Raw genomic sequence first — 14,878 nt, 5'->3', positions numbered from 1 at the left:
GACCCCCGCCCGGCCGGCGGGCAGCAAGGGCGCCCCGCCGGCCGGCAGGTCAGTGGTCCTGGCAGCAGGGGCGCTGGGAGGCGGACTCGAACGGGACGAGGACGCCGCCGCGGGCGAACTGGGTGACCAAGGTCAGCACGCCGTCGCGCCAGACGGGGCGGACGAAGTCGCCGGTGTCGATCAGCATCTCGGGGACGGCGGTCATGCCGCCGAGGATGACGACGCGGTCGATGGCCGAGTCCGCCAGTACCGACGACACCGCCAGCACGCCGGTGAGCTTCTCCCAGCCGGGGAACAGGACGGCGCGGGCGCCCTCCGGCGGAGTGCCCGAGCCGACGTGGACCTCGCCGCCCTCGAAGTATGTGAACGCGGGGCGGCCGCCCACCAGGATGTGGTGGTCGGCCGCCGTGACGTCGGGGAATCCCATTACCGGGGGAGGACCCAGATCGGGTTCGCGTAGAACCAGAGGTCCTTCCAGGGGTCGGCGTCGCCGACGACGTCGATCGCGGGACCGGCCGGGTCGACCGCCGGGCCGTGGTAGCCGGGGGCGGTGCGGTTGCCGTCGGTGCCGCGCAGCCGGATGTAGAAGGGCTGGTCGACGGGGCCGAGGTCGTAGGTGAACGAGACCGTGCCCGTGGACTTGTTGACCTCGAAGGACTTCACGACCTTCGTGTCGGGGGCCTTGAACGTGTCCTTGTCGGAGACGGCGCCCGTGACGGCGCCGCGGATCACGTCGACGCGGGCGAGGGTCGGCACGAAGTTCGCCCAGTTGGGCGTGTTCGCCAGCTTGATGCGGATGGTGAGCTCGGCGCGCTGGCCGCGGCGCACCACCAGCGAGTCGCCCAGGGTGACGCCGTTGCCGGATCCGAGAGCGCGGACCTGGACGTCGAGGGCGCTGATCAGGCCGCCGTGGTCGACCCAGACGCGGCCGGCCCGCAGGGCCTCCATGACGGCGGCGTAGCCGAAGTTGCGCGCGCCGACGTGGGTACGGCTGTAGTAGCCGGGCCAGAAGTCGCCGGGGGTGAGGCTGGCCGGCTGACCGTACACCGGGTCGAAGTGGTAGCCGTTGGCGTTGAAGTCGGTGTTGTCGGGGCGCTTCGCGGTCTCCTCGTAGACGACGTGGGAGTCCGAGTTCGCGGTGATCCACCACGCCTTGCCCTCGGCGAGGAGGCTGTCCCAGAGGCCGCCGACGGTGGAGGTCATCCAGTCGAAGCCGCCCCAGGTGCGGTAGCTCTCCAGCGGGTAGCCGGGGAACGAGGCGGCGCCGGGCGCGTTGCCGTAGAAGCCGCGGGCGGAGCCGCCACCGGACGGCTTGGCGATGCCGGCGGCCTGGTGGCCGGGGGCGCCCTCGAAGCCGATCGCGATGCGCGGGTTGGCGTCGCGCCAGCCGCGGATCTCGTGCGGCGAGTCGATGCCGTTGCGGGCCGGGTGGTTGGCCAGGAACAGCGCGTCCTGCACCCGCCGCTTCGTGACCTGCTCGCCGAGGAACTTCACGCCGGCGATGGCGAGGGCCTCGGTGACCAGGGATGGGTCGACGGCACCGACGACGGAGCCGTCGAACGTCTTCTCGAACTCCTTCAGCACCGCGACCTCGTTGGCGCCGGGGTGCACGAAGACGGTGCCGTGCTCGGCGGCCGGGATGTTCCACTCCAGGCCCTGGAAGACCAGGACGTCCTTGTAGTCTTCGCGGGCCGCCCGGATGTCGGGGTTGACCTTGTCGACGCCGATCTTCACGTGGCCGGTGCTGCCATGGTCGGTGATGACCATCCAGTCCAGCCCGTACGCGGAGGCGTGCCGGACGTGGTCGGAGACCCGGTACATGCCGTCGCTGGAGAACTGGGTGTGGATGTGGTGGTCGCCGGCGAGCCACTTGTAGCCGTTGCCGAGCGGACGGCCGTGCCCGTGCCGGTCGTAGCCGTCGAAGCCGGCGTGGTCGTCGTCGTCGCCGTGGGCGTGCGCGGTCCCGGCGCCGGCGAGGGCACCACCGGCGGCGGCCGCGGCGCCGAGCAGGCCGGCGCGGCGAAGGAAGCCGCGGCGGGAGACGTCGCCGGGGGAGAGCTCACTGTCGGGGATCGAGGCGTCGAGCACCGCGGGGACGTCGCCGGCAGCCTGCGGCATGTCCTCGTGGTGATGGTGGTGGCCGTGGCCCATGGTGGGGGCTCCGTTCAGAGTCGATGGTCCTCACCGGGGAATCTCGACGGCCTGAACGAACATCAGGTAGCGACGTGGCTATGTGTGCACGAACTTCAGCAAGATCAATGCTGTCGCGAGGGTCGCGCCGGCCAGCACGACCGACCCGTCGGACCAGCCGAAACGGGTCTCGCGGGCGCTGGTGCGGGGCTGCCCCCGGTCGAAGCCGCGGGCCTCCATCGCGGTGGCGAGCCGGATGCCGCGCCGGATCGCGCCGACGAGCAGCCCGAACGTCGCCGACGCCGCGAGCCGCAGGTGCGCGACCGGGTTCCAACCGGCGTCGATGCCGCGGGCCCGCCGGGCGAGGCGGATCAGCCGGTACTCGTCGGTGAGCAGCGGCACGAGCCGGAACGCGGCGAGCGCGCCGATCGCGAACCGCGGCGGCACCTTCAGGTGCGCGATGAGCGAGTCGGCGAGGTCGGTGGGGTCGATCGTCGCGAACATCACGAACCCGGGCAGGCCGATCGCGATGAGCCGCAGCGCGTAGCCGAGCGCCGGCTCGTGCACGTCGAAGCCGGCGACGGTGCCGACGACCGGGCCCGTCCGGGCGCCGAGCAGCACCGTGAAGACGAGCACGACCGTCGCCGACAGCAGCAGCGGCCACCCGCGCTGCCACAGCTGGCGGGCGCTGAGGCCGGTCAGCGGCAGCAGCGCCAGCTCGACGGCGATCGCGACCGCGGTGACGAACGGGTCGACGGTCGACAGCACGGCGGCGGTGAGCAGCGCCGCCGCGAGGAGCTTCGCGGTCGCGTCGCGTTTCCTGATCCAGTCGCTCATCGGCGGTCCAGGCGCAGCCGGCGGTCGCCGATCGCCCGCACGAGGTCACGGTCGTGGGTGACGATCACCAGCCCACGGCCCTCGTCCCGCAGGTCCGCCAGGAGGTCCACCAGCTCCCGCCACGTCCGCGGGTCCTGGCCGAACGTCGGTTCGTCGAGGATCAGCAGGTCCGGGGCGGCGGCGAGAGCCGTGGCGACGCTGAGCCTGCGCTGTTCGCCGCCGCTCAGGGTGTACGGGTTGGCGAGGGCGAGCTTGTCGAGGCGCAGCCGGGCCAGCAGTTCGTCGACGACCCGCGGGTCGCGGCCGCCGAGAAGCAGCTCGTCGCGGACGGTCGACGTGACGAACTGGTGCTCCGGGTTCTGGAACACCGAGCCGATCCGGCCGGCCAGCGTCGAGGCCCGCCAGCGGTGTGGCGGCCGCGCGAAGCCGGGGGAGGCGACCCGGCCGGGTTTGTCCGGCTTCGTCAGCCCGCCGAGCAGCAGCGCGAGGGTCGACTTGCCGGCGCCGTTGGGGCCTTCGACGACCAGGGCCTCGCCGGCGCGGACGACCTCGTCGACGACGTTGCCGGTGTGCCGCAGTGCCAGCCGCTCCGCGGTCAGGAGGACCGGACCGGGGCCGGCACCCGGACGGTGCGGCACGACGAGCGGCTCCTGCTCCTCACCCAGCGTGATCACCCGGTCGACCAGGGTCAGCGCCTCCTCGAGGCGGTGTTCGACGAGGATCATGGTGGCGTCGACGTCGTGGAGGGCCTTCGCGAGCGCCGCCCGTACCAGCTGAGCACCCGCCGGATCGAGGTTGGCGGTCGGCTCGTCGAGCAGGAGCAGGCGCGGCCGCGCCACGAGCACGCCGGCGATCGCGAGCCGCTGCTGCTCACCGCCGGACAGCTGGGCCGTGTCACGGTCGCGGTCGTACGGGAAGCCGACGGCGGCGAGGGCGGCGTCGACCCTCGGCCAGATCTCGTCGCGGGGGACGCCCCGGTTCTCCAGGCCGAACGCGACGTCGTCGCCGCACCGGCTCATGACGAGCTGGGTCTGCGGGTCCTGGAAGACGATGCCGGTGCCCGCCCTGCGCTGCCGGGCCGGCGCGCCGTCGACGAGCACCTCGCCCTCCTGCTCGCCGGAGTCCTCGGCGAGCAGGCCGGCGAGCGCGGCGAGCAGGGTGCTCTTGCCGGCGCCGGAGGCGCCCGCCAGGAGGACCCGCTCGCCGTGCTCGATCCGCAGGTCGAAGTGGCGGACCGCCCAGGCCTTGCGCCCGGCATGCCGCCACCCGAATCCCTTGAACTCGACGGTGCTCAACGTCAGACTGCGGCCCGTTCGCGGCCCGACGGGAAGCGGTCCAGCACGCCGGTCGTGGCGAGCGAGCGCTGCAGCGCCCACGAGCCGGCGCCGGCGATGACCGCGCCGCTGGCCATGACGATCGCCGCGTACAGGGCCTTGTCGGTGTTGCTGAACGCGCCGTAGTAGATGTTGAGGTCCAGCAGGGCCGCGCCGCCCCCGGCGAGGGCACCGGCGACGAGCGCATTGCCGAGCTTGAAGCTGCGGTATCCGGTGAACGCGAAGCCGAACTCGCCGCCGACGCCCTGCACCAGGCCGGACAGCAGCACGCCGAGGCCCCAGGTCGAGCCGAACAGGGCCGAGACCAGCGCCGCGACGAACTCGGTGTAGAGCCCGGCGCCCGGCTTGCGGATCACGAGCGGGCCGAGCACGCCCGGGATCAGCCACACGCCGTAGATGAAGGCGCGCCACGGCAGGGCGACGCTCTCCATGGCGTTCCACAGGTTGTTCCACGCGTAGAACACGGCGGCGAACGCCACCGCGATGACCGACGCGACGATGATGTCGACGGTCCGCCAACGGGTTTCCACTTCGGTGCCTCCTGGTCCGGGGGTGAGCCAGAAGGAGTCGCGACGCCACGCCGCTGGTGCGGACGTGGCGCGGGCGTGAGGTGACCGAGCTTCCTGCGCTGGCATTACCCAGATCAGGTTCGAGGGTCTGCGGCTTTCTCGCCGCACTCTCAGCGCTGTGCGCTCCCCTGTCGGATGTGAAGTTGTTTCCCGACGGTAACAGTGAACGATTCCCGCTCGTAGGTCCCCGTCGTGAAAATCACGGCGCTTGATCCTTCTCCGCGAGGCATGGCCTTTGCTACTGGCGGGTAATAGCCTGGTCGGTACTGGACTGACACCTGGGGGTGCCGCAATGACGCAGGTCGCTTCCTCGCCCACCGCTAGCAGTACGCACACCGAGAAACACGCGCGCAAGGTCATCGAGGCCAGCCGCGAGCAGGAGTGGCGCAAACCGAGCTTCGGCAAGGAGCTGTTCCTCGGCCGATTCCGCCTCGACCTGATCGACCCACCGCCGGCGGACAAGCAGGCCGCCGAAGGCCAGGTGTTCCTGGCGAAGCTCCGCTCGTACATCAGCGGCGTCGACGGACAGCAGATCGAACGCGACGCCCGCATCCCCGACGAGGTGCTCCGCGACCTGGGCTCGCTCGGCGCCTTCGGGATGAAGATCGACACCAAGTACGGCGGCCTCGGGCTGTCGAACCTCGACTACTGCCGCGCCCTCGCGCTGGTCGGGTCGGTCAACCCGTCGATCGGCGCGCTGCTGTCGGCGCACCAGTCGATCGGCGTGCCACAGCCGCTGAAGCTGGTCGGCACCGACGAGCAGAAGTCCCGCTTCCTGCCCCGGCTCGCCGGCGGCGAGGTGTCCGCGTTCCTGCTGACCGAGCCCGAGGTCGGCTCGTACCCGGCGAACCTGCGCACCTCCGCCGTGCCGACCGGGGACGGCGACTACCTGCTCAACGGGGTCAAGCTCTGGGCCACCAACGGCACCCTGGCCACGCTGTTCGTGGTGATGGCGCTGGTACCGCGCTCCGAGGGGCACCGGGGCGGCATCACGGCGTTCGTGGTCGAGGGTGACGCGCCCGGGGTCACGATCGAGCGGCGCAATGCGTTCATGGGCCTGCGCGGCCTGGAGAACAGCGTGACGCGCTTCCACGACGTGCGGGTGCCCGCCGCCAACGTCATCGGTGGCGAGGGGCAGGGCCTGCGGATCGCGCTGAGCACCCTGAACACCGGCCGGCTGTCGCTGCCCGCCATGTGCGTCGGCGCCGGCAAGTGGTGCCTCAACGTCGCCCGCGAATGGGCCGCGGAACGGGTCCAGATGGGCCGCCCGATCGGCTCGTACGAGGCGATCGCGAAGAAGATCGCGTTCATCGCCGGCTCCACGTACGGCATGGAGGCGATGCTGGAGCTGTCCTGCCGCCTCGCCGACGACGAGCAGAACGACATCCGCATCGAGGCCGCGCTGGTCAAGCTGTACGCGAGCGAGCTGGCCTGGAAGGTCGCCGACGAGCTGGTCCAGATCCGCGGCGGCCGCGGCTACGAGACCGCCGACTCCCTGGCCGCCCGCGGCGAACGCCCCATCCCGGCCGAGCAGATCCTCCGCGACGTGCGGATCAACCGCATCTTCGAGGGCTCGACGGAGATCATGCACCTGGCGATCGCCCGCGAGGCCGTCGACGCCCACCTCTCCGTCGCCGGCGACATCATCGACCCCGACGCCGGCCTGGGCGCGAAGGCCAAGGCCGCGGGCCGGGCCGGCGGCTTCTACGCCAGGTGGCTGCCGACCCTGGTCACCGGCAAGGGCCAGCTGCCGTCCGGCTTCAGCGAATTCGGCCCCCTCGCCCAGCACCTGCGGTACGTCGAGCGCTCCTCCCGCCGCCTGGCCCGCGAGACCTTCTACGGCATGGCCCGCTGGCAGGGCAAACTCGAACACAAGCAGGGCTTCCTCGGCCGCGTCGTCGACATCGGCGCCGAGCTCTTCGCGATGTCCGCGGCGTGCGTGAAGGCCCGCAGCGAGCGCGAGACCCGGCCCGAGGGGGTCGAGCTCGCGGACCTGTTCTGCCGCCAGGCCACCCTGCGCGCAGAGGCCCTCTTCCGCGACCTGTGGGACAACGCCGACGGCGTCGAGGCCGCCGCCGCGAAGCGGGTCATCGCGGGCCGCTACCTGTCCCTGGAGGAGGGGATCATCCCGCCCTCGGCCGCGGCGGCCGGCCCGTGGCTCGCCGCCTGGGAGCCGGGCGCGTCGGCCGCCGAGGACGTCCGCCGCCGCTTGTGACCTCCCCGCGTGCGGGCGGTCGGCCGGTCTCCGGCCGGCCGCCATGCGCGCCCGCGGCGTTCCGGCCGCCATGCGCGTGGGCGGTCGGCCGGGTCGCCGGCTGACCATCCCGTGCCCGCGGCGCTTCTGGTCACCCCCACGACCGCGTCTCGCGCGCGGGCGGGGTGCTTTCGATCAGGCCGTCGTCGCTCCACCAGGGCCGGGCTCAGAGGCGATCCGAGGTCGGCACCGGGCCGGGCGGCGCGTCGGCGTTCCGCTTCATCAACACGCTACTTCACCCCACCTAATTGATCTCCAAACGGGTATTGGAGCGATCACCGGGAGTGGTCTGTGCTGATAGCGGAGGCAGCCGCAGGCCGAGGCTGCGCAACTCCAGGCTGGCGAGGGCCTCGACCGCCTGCTTGTCGCCCTTGCGCCACAGGGCGGCGATCTCCGGGTCGATCTTCACCAGCTTGCCCAGCGGCTGGGTGGCCAGGGCGCGCAGGGCCAGGAGGTCGCGGCCGGTGGTGGCGTGGCGCAGCCGGGCCGCCGAGCCGGCCCGGCGGATCCAGCGGATCCGCAGCGGCAGCCACACCAGGACCAGCGTCGCGACCGGCACCGCGATCACCAGGACCGACAGGATCCAGGCCAGGTCGTTGACGATGTTCTGCTGCTGGTGGCCGGCGTCGGCGAGGGAGCGGGCGGCGTTCGCGGCGCTCGTGAAGGGGGCGGCGACCGAGTCCGGCACGCCCGGCACACCGTTGATCTTGTCGCCGGCGCCCTGGAGGTTGTCGGCCAGTCCGGTCCCGGCGCTCTCGAGCTTCTGCCCGGGCACCGCCAGCTTCTGGATGAGGTCGAACAGCGTCATCCCCAGCCTGACCCAGACGTAGGCCCACACGACCACGAACACGTCGGTGAGGGACTGCCGCAGGGCGGTGGGGGCACGGTCGGCATAGAGCTTCACCGTTCCAGCCTGACGGAAGGGTGCTGTGACCGCACTGTGTGCGGCGATCAGGAGCCGTTCGACTCCCGGGCGTGGGAGACGGCGTCGGCGACGATGTGGGCGATGTGGTCGTCGGTCAGCGCGTACGCGATCTCGCGGCCCCGGCGGGAGCCCCGCACCACGCCCGCGCCGCGCAGGACGCGCAGGTGCTGCGAGACGAGCGGCTGCGGCGCGCCGAGGGTGTCGACGAGCTCGTGGACGCAGCGGGGGCCGCCGGCGAGCTCGGTCACGATGCGGATGCGCAGCGGGGCGGCGAGGGCACGCAACAGCTCGCCGGCCGCTTCGTAACCCTCAATGCTCGACATGTGCGCAACGGTAACCGTTGTCAGTAACCACGGTCGAGCACCACCTCGGGTGTGGAGCGCTCCTCCGTCGCGTTTCCGGCTGTTGTACGACGGCGCGCCGCCCTCCAGATCGTGCCACCGACCGTGACGACGAAGAAGCCGGCGATCGCGAGCAGGACGACGGTGGCGCCGGGGCCGGTGTCGGCCTCGGTGGAGATCCAGATGCCGCCGCCGGAGACGGTCAGCCCGAGCAGCACGGCCACGAGCATCGTCGCCTTGAAGCCGCGGGTGATCTGCTGCGCGGTCGCCACCGGCACGACCATGAGGGCGCTGACCAGCAGGAGCCCGACGGCCCGCATGGCCACGGTGACGGTGACGGCGGTCGTGATGGCGAGGACCAGGTTGAGGGCGCGGACCGGCAGGCCGGACACCCGCGCGTACTCTTCGTCGTGGCAGACGGCGAAGAGCCACGGGCGGAGCAGGACGGCGACGGCGAGCACCGCGCAGCCCAGGACGAGCATCACCGCCAGGTCCTCCCGGCTCGTCGTCAGCGGTGAGCCGAAGAGGTACGTGACGAGGCTGCGACTGCTCTGCTCGTCGGACAGGTTGACGAGGACGACGCCGCCGGAGATGCCGCCGTAGAACAGCATGGCGAGGGCGACGTCGCCGGAGGTCTTGCCGCGCTCGCGGACGAGCTCGATGACGACGGCGCCGAGGGCCGCCGCGACGACCGCCATGAGCACGGGTGACTGGTGCAGCAGCAGGCCGAACCCGACGCCGGTGAGCGCCACGTGGCCGAGGCCGTCGCCGATCAGCGACAGCCGCCGCTGGACGAGGTAGATGCCGATGGCGGGCGCCGACGCACCCGTGATCAGCGCGCCGACGAGAGCGCGGATCATGAAGTCGTACGTGAACAAGCTCATGCGCTGCCCAGGAGGCCGGGCGCCTCGACGGCGGCGTGGGGGTGGACGTGGTCGTGACCCGGTTCGGCGTGGTGGCCGGCGGGCTCCGGGGGCGCGCCGTCGTGGATGATCTCGCCGTGGTGCACGACGACCGCGCGGGTGATCAGCGGCCGCAGCGGGCCGAGCTCGTGCGCCACGAAGACGACGGTGCCGCCCTGGTCGGCGAAGCGGTGCAGGCAGGCGGCGAACGCCTCCTGGCTGCCGGCGTCCACGCCGGCCGTCGGCTCGTCGAGGACCAGCAGCTCGGGCCCGCCGGCGAGGGCGCGGGCGATGAGCACCCGCTGTTGCTGCCCGCCGGACAGCACCGACACGGGCTCGCGGGCCCGGTCGGCGAGCCCGACCGCGGTGAGCGCCTCCTCGACCGCGCGCCGGTCGGCGCGGGACGGGAAGCGTAGGAACCCCCGCCGCGCGAGCCGCCCCTCCGCGACGACCTCACCGACCGTGGCCGGGACGCCGCTGCCGGCGCCGACGCGCTGCGGGACGTAGCCGAGGCGGTGCCAGGACCGGAACCGTTTGAGCGGAGTGCCGAAGAGGCGGACCTCGCCTTTCGCGAGGGGTACCAGACCCAGCGCCGACTTCACGAGGGTGGACTTGCCGGAGCCGTTGGCGCCGAGGATCGCCACGACCTCGGCGGCGGCGACGCTCAGCGTCACCCCGTCGAGCACTGGTCGGCCGTCGTAGGCGACGACGGCCCGGTCCACCTCAAGTACCACGCTGCCGAGCGTGCCTGATAATGGGAATCGTTGTCAACTTGAGGTGAGCTTCACGACGGCCACGGCCACCACGAGCCCGAGGACCACCAGCCGCATCACCCGCGCCCGGGGCGGGTGCAGGCGCCACGTCTTGGCGAGCAGCCACCCGGCGCCGGCGGCCAGGGCGAGCAGGACCGCGGCGCCCAGCGCGCCCGGCAGCACCAGCCCCAGGAACGTGAGCGCGCCGACGCCGAGGAACGCCGCGGTCGGGCTGATCCGGCCCAGCCGGGACAGAACACGCTGGGTCATCTCGGGCAGCTCCTCATGGTCCGGACGCGCGTCCGTATGCTCGCGGCATGCTGGTGGTGACAAGGTTCGTGCTGGACGGCGACGACGACGGCTTCGTCGAGCGGGCCCACGCCGCGCTCGGTGCGCTCGCGGCCTGCCCAGGGTATCTCCGCGGACGCCTGGCCCGCGCATTCGACGACCCGACGCACTGGAGCATCGTCACCGAGTGGCAGTCTGTCGGCGCGTACCGGCGGGCATTGTCCAACTTCGACGTGAAGATGCACGCGACGCCGCTGCTCGCGCAGTCGCTCGACGAGCCGTCGGCGTTCGAGGAGCTCGCCGAGGTCGCCCCCGGGGGCGCGCTCACGGTCACCGCGAGCGACCGCGCATAGGTGACGGGGTAGTTGGCTACTGTTGGGGGCATGATGCCCTCGCCGACCGAGGTGCCGGCGCCGCCACCCGGCCCCGGTGTGGTGACGCCGTTCGCGGCGCCGCCCCGTGACCGGGACCTGCGCGGCCTGTGGATCGGCCTCGGCGTGGGCGGGCTCGTGCTCGTCCTGTGCTGCGTCGGCGGCGTCCTCGGCGGCGGGCTCCTGCTCTCCGGCCTGGAGGGTGTCGCCCGCTCCCAGCTGGCCAGCGTCGTCGATGAGTACCTGGGCGCCGTGCAGGCGACCAAGTACGAGACCGCCCGCGGGCACCTGTGCCCCGAGCTGCAGCGCAGCCACAGCGTCGCCTGGTACGAGAGCCACTACCGCGGCTCCGAGATCCTCGCCTATGCCGTGCACGAGGACCGGGTCGACGTGAACCTCGTGCAGGTCCCGGCGACCGTCAAGCGCCGCGGGATGCCCGAGACGCTGATGACCTTCACCATGCAGCAGCAGACGACCCGGTGGGTGATCTGCGGAGGGGTCGACTGATCCCGCCGCGTGGCCCTGCGGTTAATCTGGTGCGGCTCGCCCGGGCGTAACCGTACCGTCGACGTGGACGTTGACGGTTTACCCGTCTTGACCGACTTTCATCACGCCTTGCCGACAGCCAGTCGCCGTGAGGCCGAGGAGGAACCATGGCCGCCGATCGCATCGATTCCGTCGTCAGCCTCGCGAAGCGCCGCGGCTTTGTCTTCCCGTCCAGCGAGATCTACGGAGGCACCCGCTCCGCCTGGGACTACGGTCCGCTCGGCGTAGAGCTCAAGGACAATGTCCGCCGGCAGTGGTGGCGCACCATGGTCCAGCAGCGCGACGACATCGTCGGCCTGGACTCCGCCGTCATCCTGTCCCGCGACGTGTGGGTCGCCTCCGGCCACGTCGACGCGTTCGTCGACCCGCTGACCGAGTGCGCGTCGTGCCACAAGCGCTTCCGCGCCGACCACCTCGAAGAGGCGTTCGTCGAGAAGCACGGCGAGGGCAAGCCGTTCGTCCTCAGCGAGATCAACTGCCCCAACTGCGGCAACAAGGGCACCTTCAGCGAGCCGCGCATGTTCAACGGCCTGATGAAGACCTACCTCGGCGCCGTCGAGAACGATGAGGGCCTGCACTACCTGCGCCCCGAGACCGCCCAGGGCATCTTCGTCAACTACAAGAACATCGAGAGCGCCGCGCGCAAGAAGCCGCCGTTCGGCATCGCGCAGGTCGGCAAGAGCTTCCGCAACGAGATCACCCCCGGCAACTTCATCTTCCGGACGCGCGAGTTCGAGCAGATGGAGATGGAGTACTTCGTCGAGCCGGGCAAGGACGAGGAGGCGCACGAGTACTGGCTCCAGGAGCGCTGGAACTGGTACCTCGACCTCGGCCTCTCCGCCGACAACCTGCGCTTCTACGAGCACCCGAAGGAGAAGCTGTCGCACTACTCGAAGCGCACCGTCGACATCGAGTACCGCTTCCGCTTCGGCGGCCAGGAGTTCTCCGAGCTCGAAGGCATCGCCAACCGCACCGACTTCGACCTGACCACGCACTCCAAGCACTCCGGCGTCGACCTGTCGTACTTCGACCAGGGCAAGAAGGAGCGCTGGGTCCCCTATGTCATCGAGCCCGCCGCCGGTCTCACCCGGGCCGTCCTCGCGTTCCTGCTCGAGGCGTACGACGAGGACGAGGCGCCGAACACCAGCGGCAGCGTCGACAAGCGCACGGTCATGCGCTTCGACCGGCGGCTCGCCCCGGTGAAGGCGGCCGTGCTGCCGCTGTCGCGCAACGCGGACCTGTCGCCGAAGGCCCGCGACCTCGCCGCGCAGCTGCGCAAGCGCTGGACCGTGGACTTTGACGACGCGCAGGGCATCGGTCGCCGGTACCGGCGGCAGGACGAGATCGGCACGCCGTTCTGCCTGACCGTGGACTTCGACACGCTCAACGACAACGCCGTCACCGTCCGTGACCGCGACACGATGACGCAGGAGCGGGTGTCGCTCGACCAGGTCGAGACCTACCTGATCGAGCGCCTGCCCGGCTGCTAGCGCTTATTGGAAATCAGTTCCGCCCGGTCGGCCGTTCCGGTCGGCGACGAGCCCGGCGAGGGTCGCGAGCGCGATCTCCGGCGGCGTCTTCGAGCCGATGTTCAGGCCGATCGGGCGGTGCACCCTGGCGATCTCCCCGTCGGGGACACCGAGGTCACGCAGGGCTTCGACGTGCGGTCCGGGGTGCCGGGGGTTGCCCATCACCCCGATCCAGCGGGCCGGTGAGGCGAGGGCGTCCCGCAGTACGACTCCCAGCTCCGGCCGGTCGTGATCGGTGACCACGACGTCGGTCCCGGCATCGATGACCACACCGTCGAGGCCCGGGTCCGCCAGGGCGACCCGGAAGCCGAGGGTCGCCGCGAAGTCCAGCAGGTGCGCGGCGACCGGGGTGTCGAACACCGCCACCAGTGCCCGTGTTGTGTTCATGCGGTTCGCCGAACTGTCATACCTGGACGGTAGCCTCCAGACGTGACGATGACGCAGGAGCCTTCTTCGTCGGCCACCGCCGCCCGACCGCGGCGGAGGGTCGGCTCGGTCGAGGTGCTCGCCGCGCTGCTCGTGGTGGTCGTCCTGTTCCGCGGCCCGCTCACCGAGTCGCTGTCGGCGCCGGCGCTGCAGACCTGGCTGACGGTGTTCGTGTCCGTGATGACCCAGGCGATCCCGTTCCTCGTCTTCGGGGTCGTGCTGTCGGGCGTCATCGCCGTGTTCGTGCCGCCGTCGTTCTTCGCGAAGGCGCTGCCGAAGCACCCCGCGCTCGCCGTGCCGACCGCGAGCGTCGCCGGCGTCGTCCTGCCCGGCTGCGAGTGCGCGTCCGTGCCGGTCGCCGGCGCCCTGGTCCGCCGCGGCGTGACCCCGGCGGCGGCGTTCGCGTTCCTGCTCGCCTCGCCGGCGGTCAACCCGATCGTGCTCGTCTCGACCGCCGTCGCGTTCCCGGGCCAGCCGCGGGTCGTCGTCGCCCGCGCCCTCGCCAGCCTCGTCGTGGCGTGCCTGATGGGGTGGCTGTGGCAGGCGTTCGGCAAGGGCAGCTGGCTGCGCATGCCCTCCCGGGCGCACCTCGACGGGATGCGGAAGTGGCCGGCGTTCTGGGCCAGCGTCCGCCACGACGTCCTGCACGCCGGCGGTTTCCTGGTCATCGGCGCGGCCGCGGCCGCCGTCATCGCCGTCGCCGTGCCCAAGTCGTGGCTGGCCGGCCTCGCCGCCGACCCGTTCGTCGCGATCCTGGTCCTCGGCCTGCTCGCGGTCCTGCTGTCGATCTGCTCGGAGGCCGACGCGTTCGTCGCCGCCTCGCTGACGCAGTTCTCGATGACGGCCCGTCTCGCCTTCATGGTCGTCGGCCCGATGATCGACCTGAAGCTGTTCGCCATGCAGGCCAGCATCTTCGGCCGCGGCTTCGCCGTCCGCTTCGCCCCGGCCACGTTCGTCCTGGCGATCGCCGTGTCCGCCCTGGTCGGGGCAGTGCTGCTGTGACCACGCCGTCGAGCTCCGCCGCGACGTCTGTGCCCGGCTCCACCGCGTCCTGTGGCGGCGGTGCCTGCGTGCGGGGTCGTGGTGGTCGGGTCCGCCCTGGTCGGGGCGGTGCCGCTGACCACTCTGCCGCGCTCCGCCGTGGTGCCTGCGGTGGCGGCGGTGGTGGTGCCTGCGTGCGGGGTCGCGGTCGTCGGGTCCGCTGTGGTCGGGGCGGTGCTGTTGTGACCGCGCCGTTGAGCTTGGTCGTGTCGGCAGTGGCTGGGGCTGCCGTGGTGGTGGTGGTGGTGCCTGCGGGCGGGGCCGTGGTGCCTGCGTGCGGGGTCGCGGTCGTCGGGTCTGCTGTGGTCGGGGCGGTGCTGTTGTGACCGCGCCGTTGAGCTCTGCTGTGACGTCCGCATCGGCGCCCGCTGTGATGCTCGCGGTGGCGTCGTGCGCGCCGTTTGCGGCAGGAGGTTGGGGGCGCTGGGTTCGCTCCGGTCGGGGTAGGGCTGCTGGCCACTCTGCCGCGTTCCGCCGTGGTGCCTGCGGTGGCGGCGGTGGTGGTGCCTGCGTGCGGGGTCGCGGTCGTCGGGTCCGTTGTGGTCGGGGCGGTGCTGTTGTGACCGCGCCGTTGAGCTTGGTCGTGTCGGCAGTGGCTGGGGCTGCCGTGGTGGTGGTGGTGGTGCCTGCGGG

General features: G+C 71.9%; 16 protein-coding genes and 1 riboswitch. Of the genes, 5 read left to right on the top strand and 11 right to left on the bottom strand.

Annotation, left to right across the window (positions count from 1 at the left end):
• Positions 1-49: 49 nt before the first annotated feature.
• From ACFY3L_RS35780 to ACFY3L_RS35760, 5 genes are all read right to left on the bottom strand, one after another.
• Positions 50-427 (bottom strand): hypothetical protein, encoded by a 378-nt coding sequence (locus ACFY3L_RS35780; RefSeq protein ID WP_389334504.1) that lies wholly within the window; start codon positions 425-427, stop codon positions 50-52.
• Positions 427-2,151: a PHP domain-containing protein gene (locus ACFY3L_RS35775; protein WP_389334501.1), complete on the bottom strand. Its 1,725-nt coding sequence runs from the start codon at positions 2,149-2,151 to the stop codon at positions 427-429. Before ACFY3L_RS35775 ends, ACFY3L_RS35780 begins: the two co-directional genes overlap by 1 nt.
• Positions 2,152-2,229: 78 nt before the next feature.
• Positions 2,230-2,967 (bottom strand): energy-coupling factor transporter transmembrane component T family protein, encoded by a 738-nt coding sequence (locus tag ACFY3L_RS35770; RefSeq protein WP_389334498.1) that lies wholly within the window; start codon positions 2,965-2,967, stop codon positions 2,230-2,232.
• The gene (locus ACFY3L_RS35765) at positions 2,964-4,262 is read right to left on the bottom strand and encodes an ABC transporter ATP-binding protein (RefSeq protein WP_389334495.1); all 1,299 of its coding nucleotides are present in this window, start codon (positions 4,260-4,262) and stop codon (positions 2,964-2,966) included. The genes ACFY3L_RS35770 and ACFY3L_RS35765 overlap by 4 nt, the downstream gene beginning before the upstream one ends.
• 2 nt (positions 4,263-4,264) lie before the next feature.
• On the bottom strand, positions 4,265-4,831 hold the full coding sequence (locus tag ACFY3L_RS35760) for an ECF transporter S component (RefSeq protein WP_344511935.1): 567 nt from the start codon (positions 4,829-4,831) through the stop codon (positions 4,265-4,267).
• A 72-nt stretch (positions 4,832-4,903) separates the two neighbouring features.
• A riboswitch (TPP riboswitch) is annotated at positions 4,904-5,010 on the bottom strand.
• 152 nt (positions 5,011-5,162) lie between these two features.
• On the opposite strand from ACFY3L_RS35760, the gene ACFY3L_RS35755 reads away from it, so the two are divergent.
• Complete coding sequence (locus tag ACFY3L_RS35755; RefSeq protein WP_389334492.1) at positions 5,163-7,085, top strand: acyl-CoA dehydrogenase family protein; 1,923 nt, start codon at positions 5,163-5,165, stop codon at positions 7,083-7,085.
• Between the two features lie 283 nt (positions 7,086-7,368).
• Here ACFY3L_RS35755 and ACFY3L_RS35750 read toward each other — a convergent pair whose 3' ends face one another.
• The 5 genes from ACFY3L_RS35750 to ACFY3L_RS35730 are packed head-to-tail and all read right to left on the bottom strand — an operon-like array spanning position 7,369 to position 10,314.
• A complete protein-coding gene (locus tag ACFY3L_RS35750) occupies positions 7,369-8,028 on the bottom strand; it encodes a hypothetical protein (RefSeq protein WP_389334489.1) in 660 nt (219 codons plus the stop codon).
• 47 nt (positions 8,029-8,075) lie between these two features.
• Positions 8,076-8,372: an ArsR/SmtB family transcription factor gene (locus ACFY3L_RS35745; protein WP_389334486.1), complete on the bottom strand. Its 297-nt coding sequence runs from the start codon at positions 8,370-8,372 to the stop codon at positions 8,076-8,078.
• Between the two features lie 20 nt (positions 8,373-8,392).
• Positions 8,393-9,274 carry a metal ABC transporter permease gene (locus ACFY3L_RS35740; protein ID WP_389334483.1) on the bottom strand — a complete coding sequence of 294 codons (882 nt, stop codon included), beginning with the start codon at positions 9,272-9,274 and terminating at the stop codon, positions 8,393-8,395.
• Positions 9,271-10,026 (bottom strand): metal ABC transporter ATP-binding protein, encoded by a 756-nt coding sequence (locus tag ACFY3L_RS35735; RefSeq protein ID WP_389334480.1) that lies wholly within the window; start codon positions 10,024-10,026, stop codon positions 9,271-9,273. The genes ACFY3L_RS35740 and ACFY3L_RS35735 overlap by 4 nt, the downstream gene beginning before the upstream one ends.
• Positions 10,027-10,059: 33 nt before the next feature.
• A complete protein-coding gene (locus ACFY3L_RS35730) occupies positions 10,060-10,314 on the bottom strand; it encodes a DUF6703 family protein (protein WP_389334477.1) in 255 nt (84 codons plus the stop codon).
• A 47-nt stretch (positions 10,315-10,361) separates the two neighbouring features.
• Between ACFY3L_RS35730 and ACFY3L_RS35725 the strand changes: the two genes are divergently transcribed.
• The 3 genes from ACFY3L_RS35725 (at position 10,362) to ACFY3L_RS35715 (ending at position 12,739) form a co-directional block, all read left to right on the top strand.
• Positions 10,362-10,685, top strand: coding sequence for an antibiotic biosynthesis monooxygenase family protein (locus tag ACFY3L_RS35725; protein ID WP_389334474.1), 324 nt, complete (start codon positions 10,362-10,364; stop codon positions 10,683-10,685).
• Positions 10,686-10,715: 30 nt separating this feature from the next.
• The gene (locus ACFY3L_RS35720) at positions 10,716-11,210 is read left to right on the top strand and encodes a hypothetical protein (RefSeq protein ID WP_389334472.1); all 495 of its coding nucleotides are present in this window, start codon (positions 10,716-10,718) and stop codon (positions 11,208-11,210) included.
• A 146-nt stretch (positions 11,211-11,356) separates the two neighbouring features.
• Complete coding sequence (locus tag ACFY3L_RS35715; RefSeq protein WP_389334469.1) at positions 11,357-12,739, top strand: glycine--tRNA ligase; 1,383 nt, start codon at positions 11,357-11,359, stop codon at positions 12,737-12,739.
• Positions 12,740-12,742: 3 nt separating this feature from the next.
• Here the strand turns inward: ACFY3L_RS35715 and ACFY3L_RS35710 are convergent, their stop codons facing one another.
• Positions 12,743-13,165, bottom strand: coding sequence for an XdhC family protein (locus tag ACFY3L_RS35710; protein ID WP_389334466.1), 423 nt, complete (start codon positions 13,163-13,165; stop codon positions 12,743-12,745).
• A 48-nt stretch (positions 13,166-13,213) separates the two neighbouring features.
• Here ACFY3L_RS35710 and ACFY3L_RS35705 point away from each other — a divergent pair, with 48 nt between their 5' ends.
• Positions 13,214-14,206, top strand: coding sequence for a permease (locus ACFY3L_RS35705; protein WP_389334870.1), 993 nt, complete (start codon positions 13,214-13,216; stop codon positions 14,204-14,206).
• Positions 14,207-14,878: the final 672 nt, after the last annotated feature.

This window comes from Dactylosporangium sp. NPDC000521, from assembly GCF_042898305.1.
Taxonomy (GTDB): domain Bacteria; phylum Actinomycetota; class Actinomycetes; order Mycobacteriales; family Micromonosporaceae; genus Dactylosporangium.
Note: the sequence above shows the minus strand (reverse complement) of the source record. Positions and strands in the feature narration are given on the sequence as shown.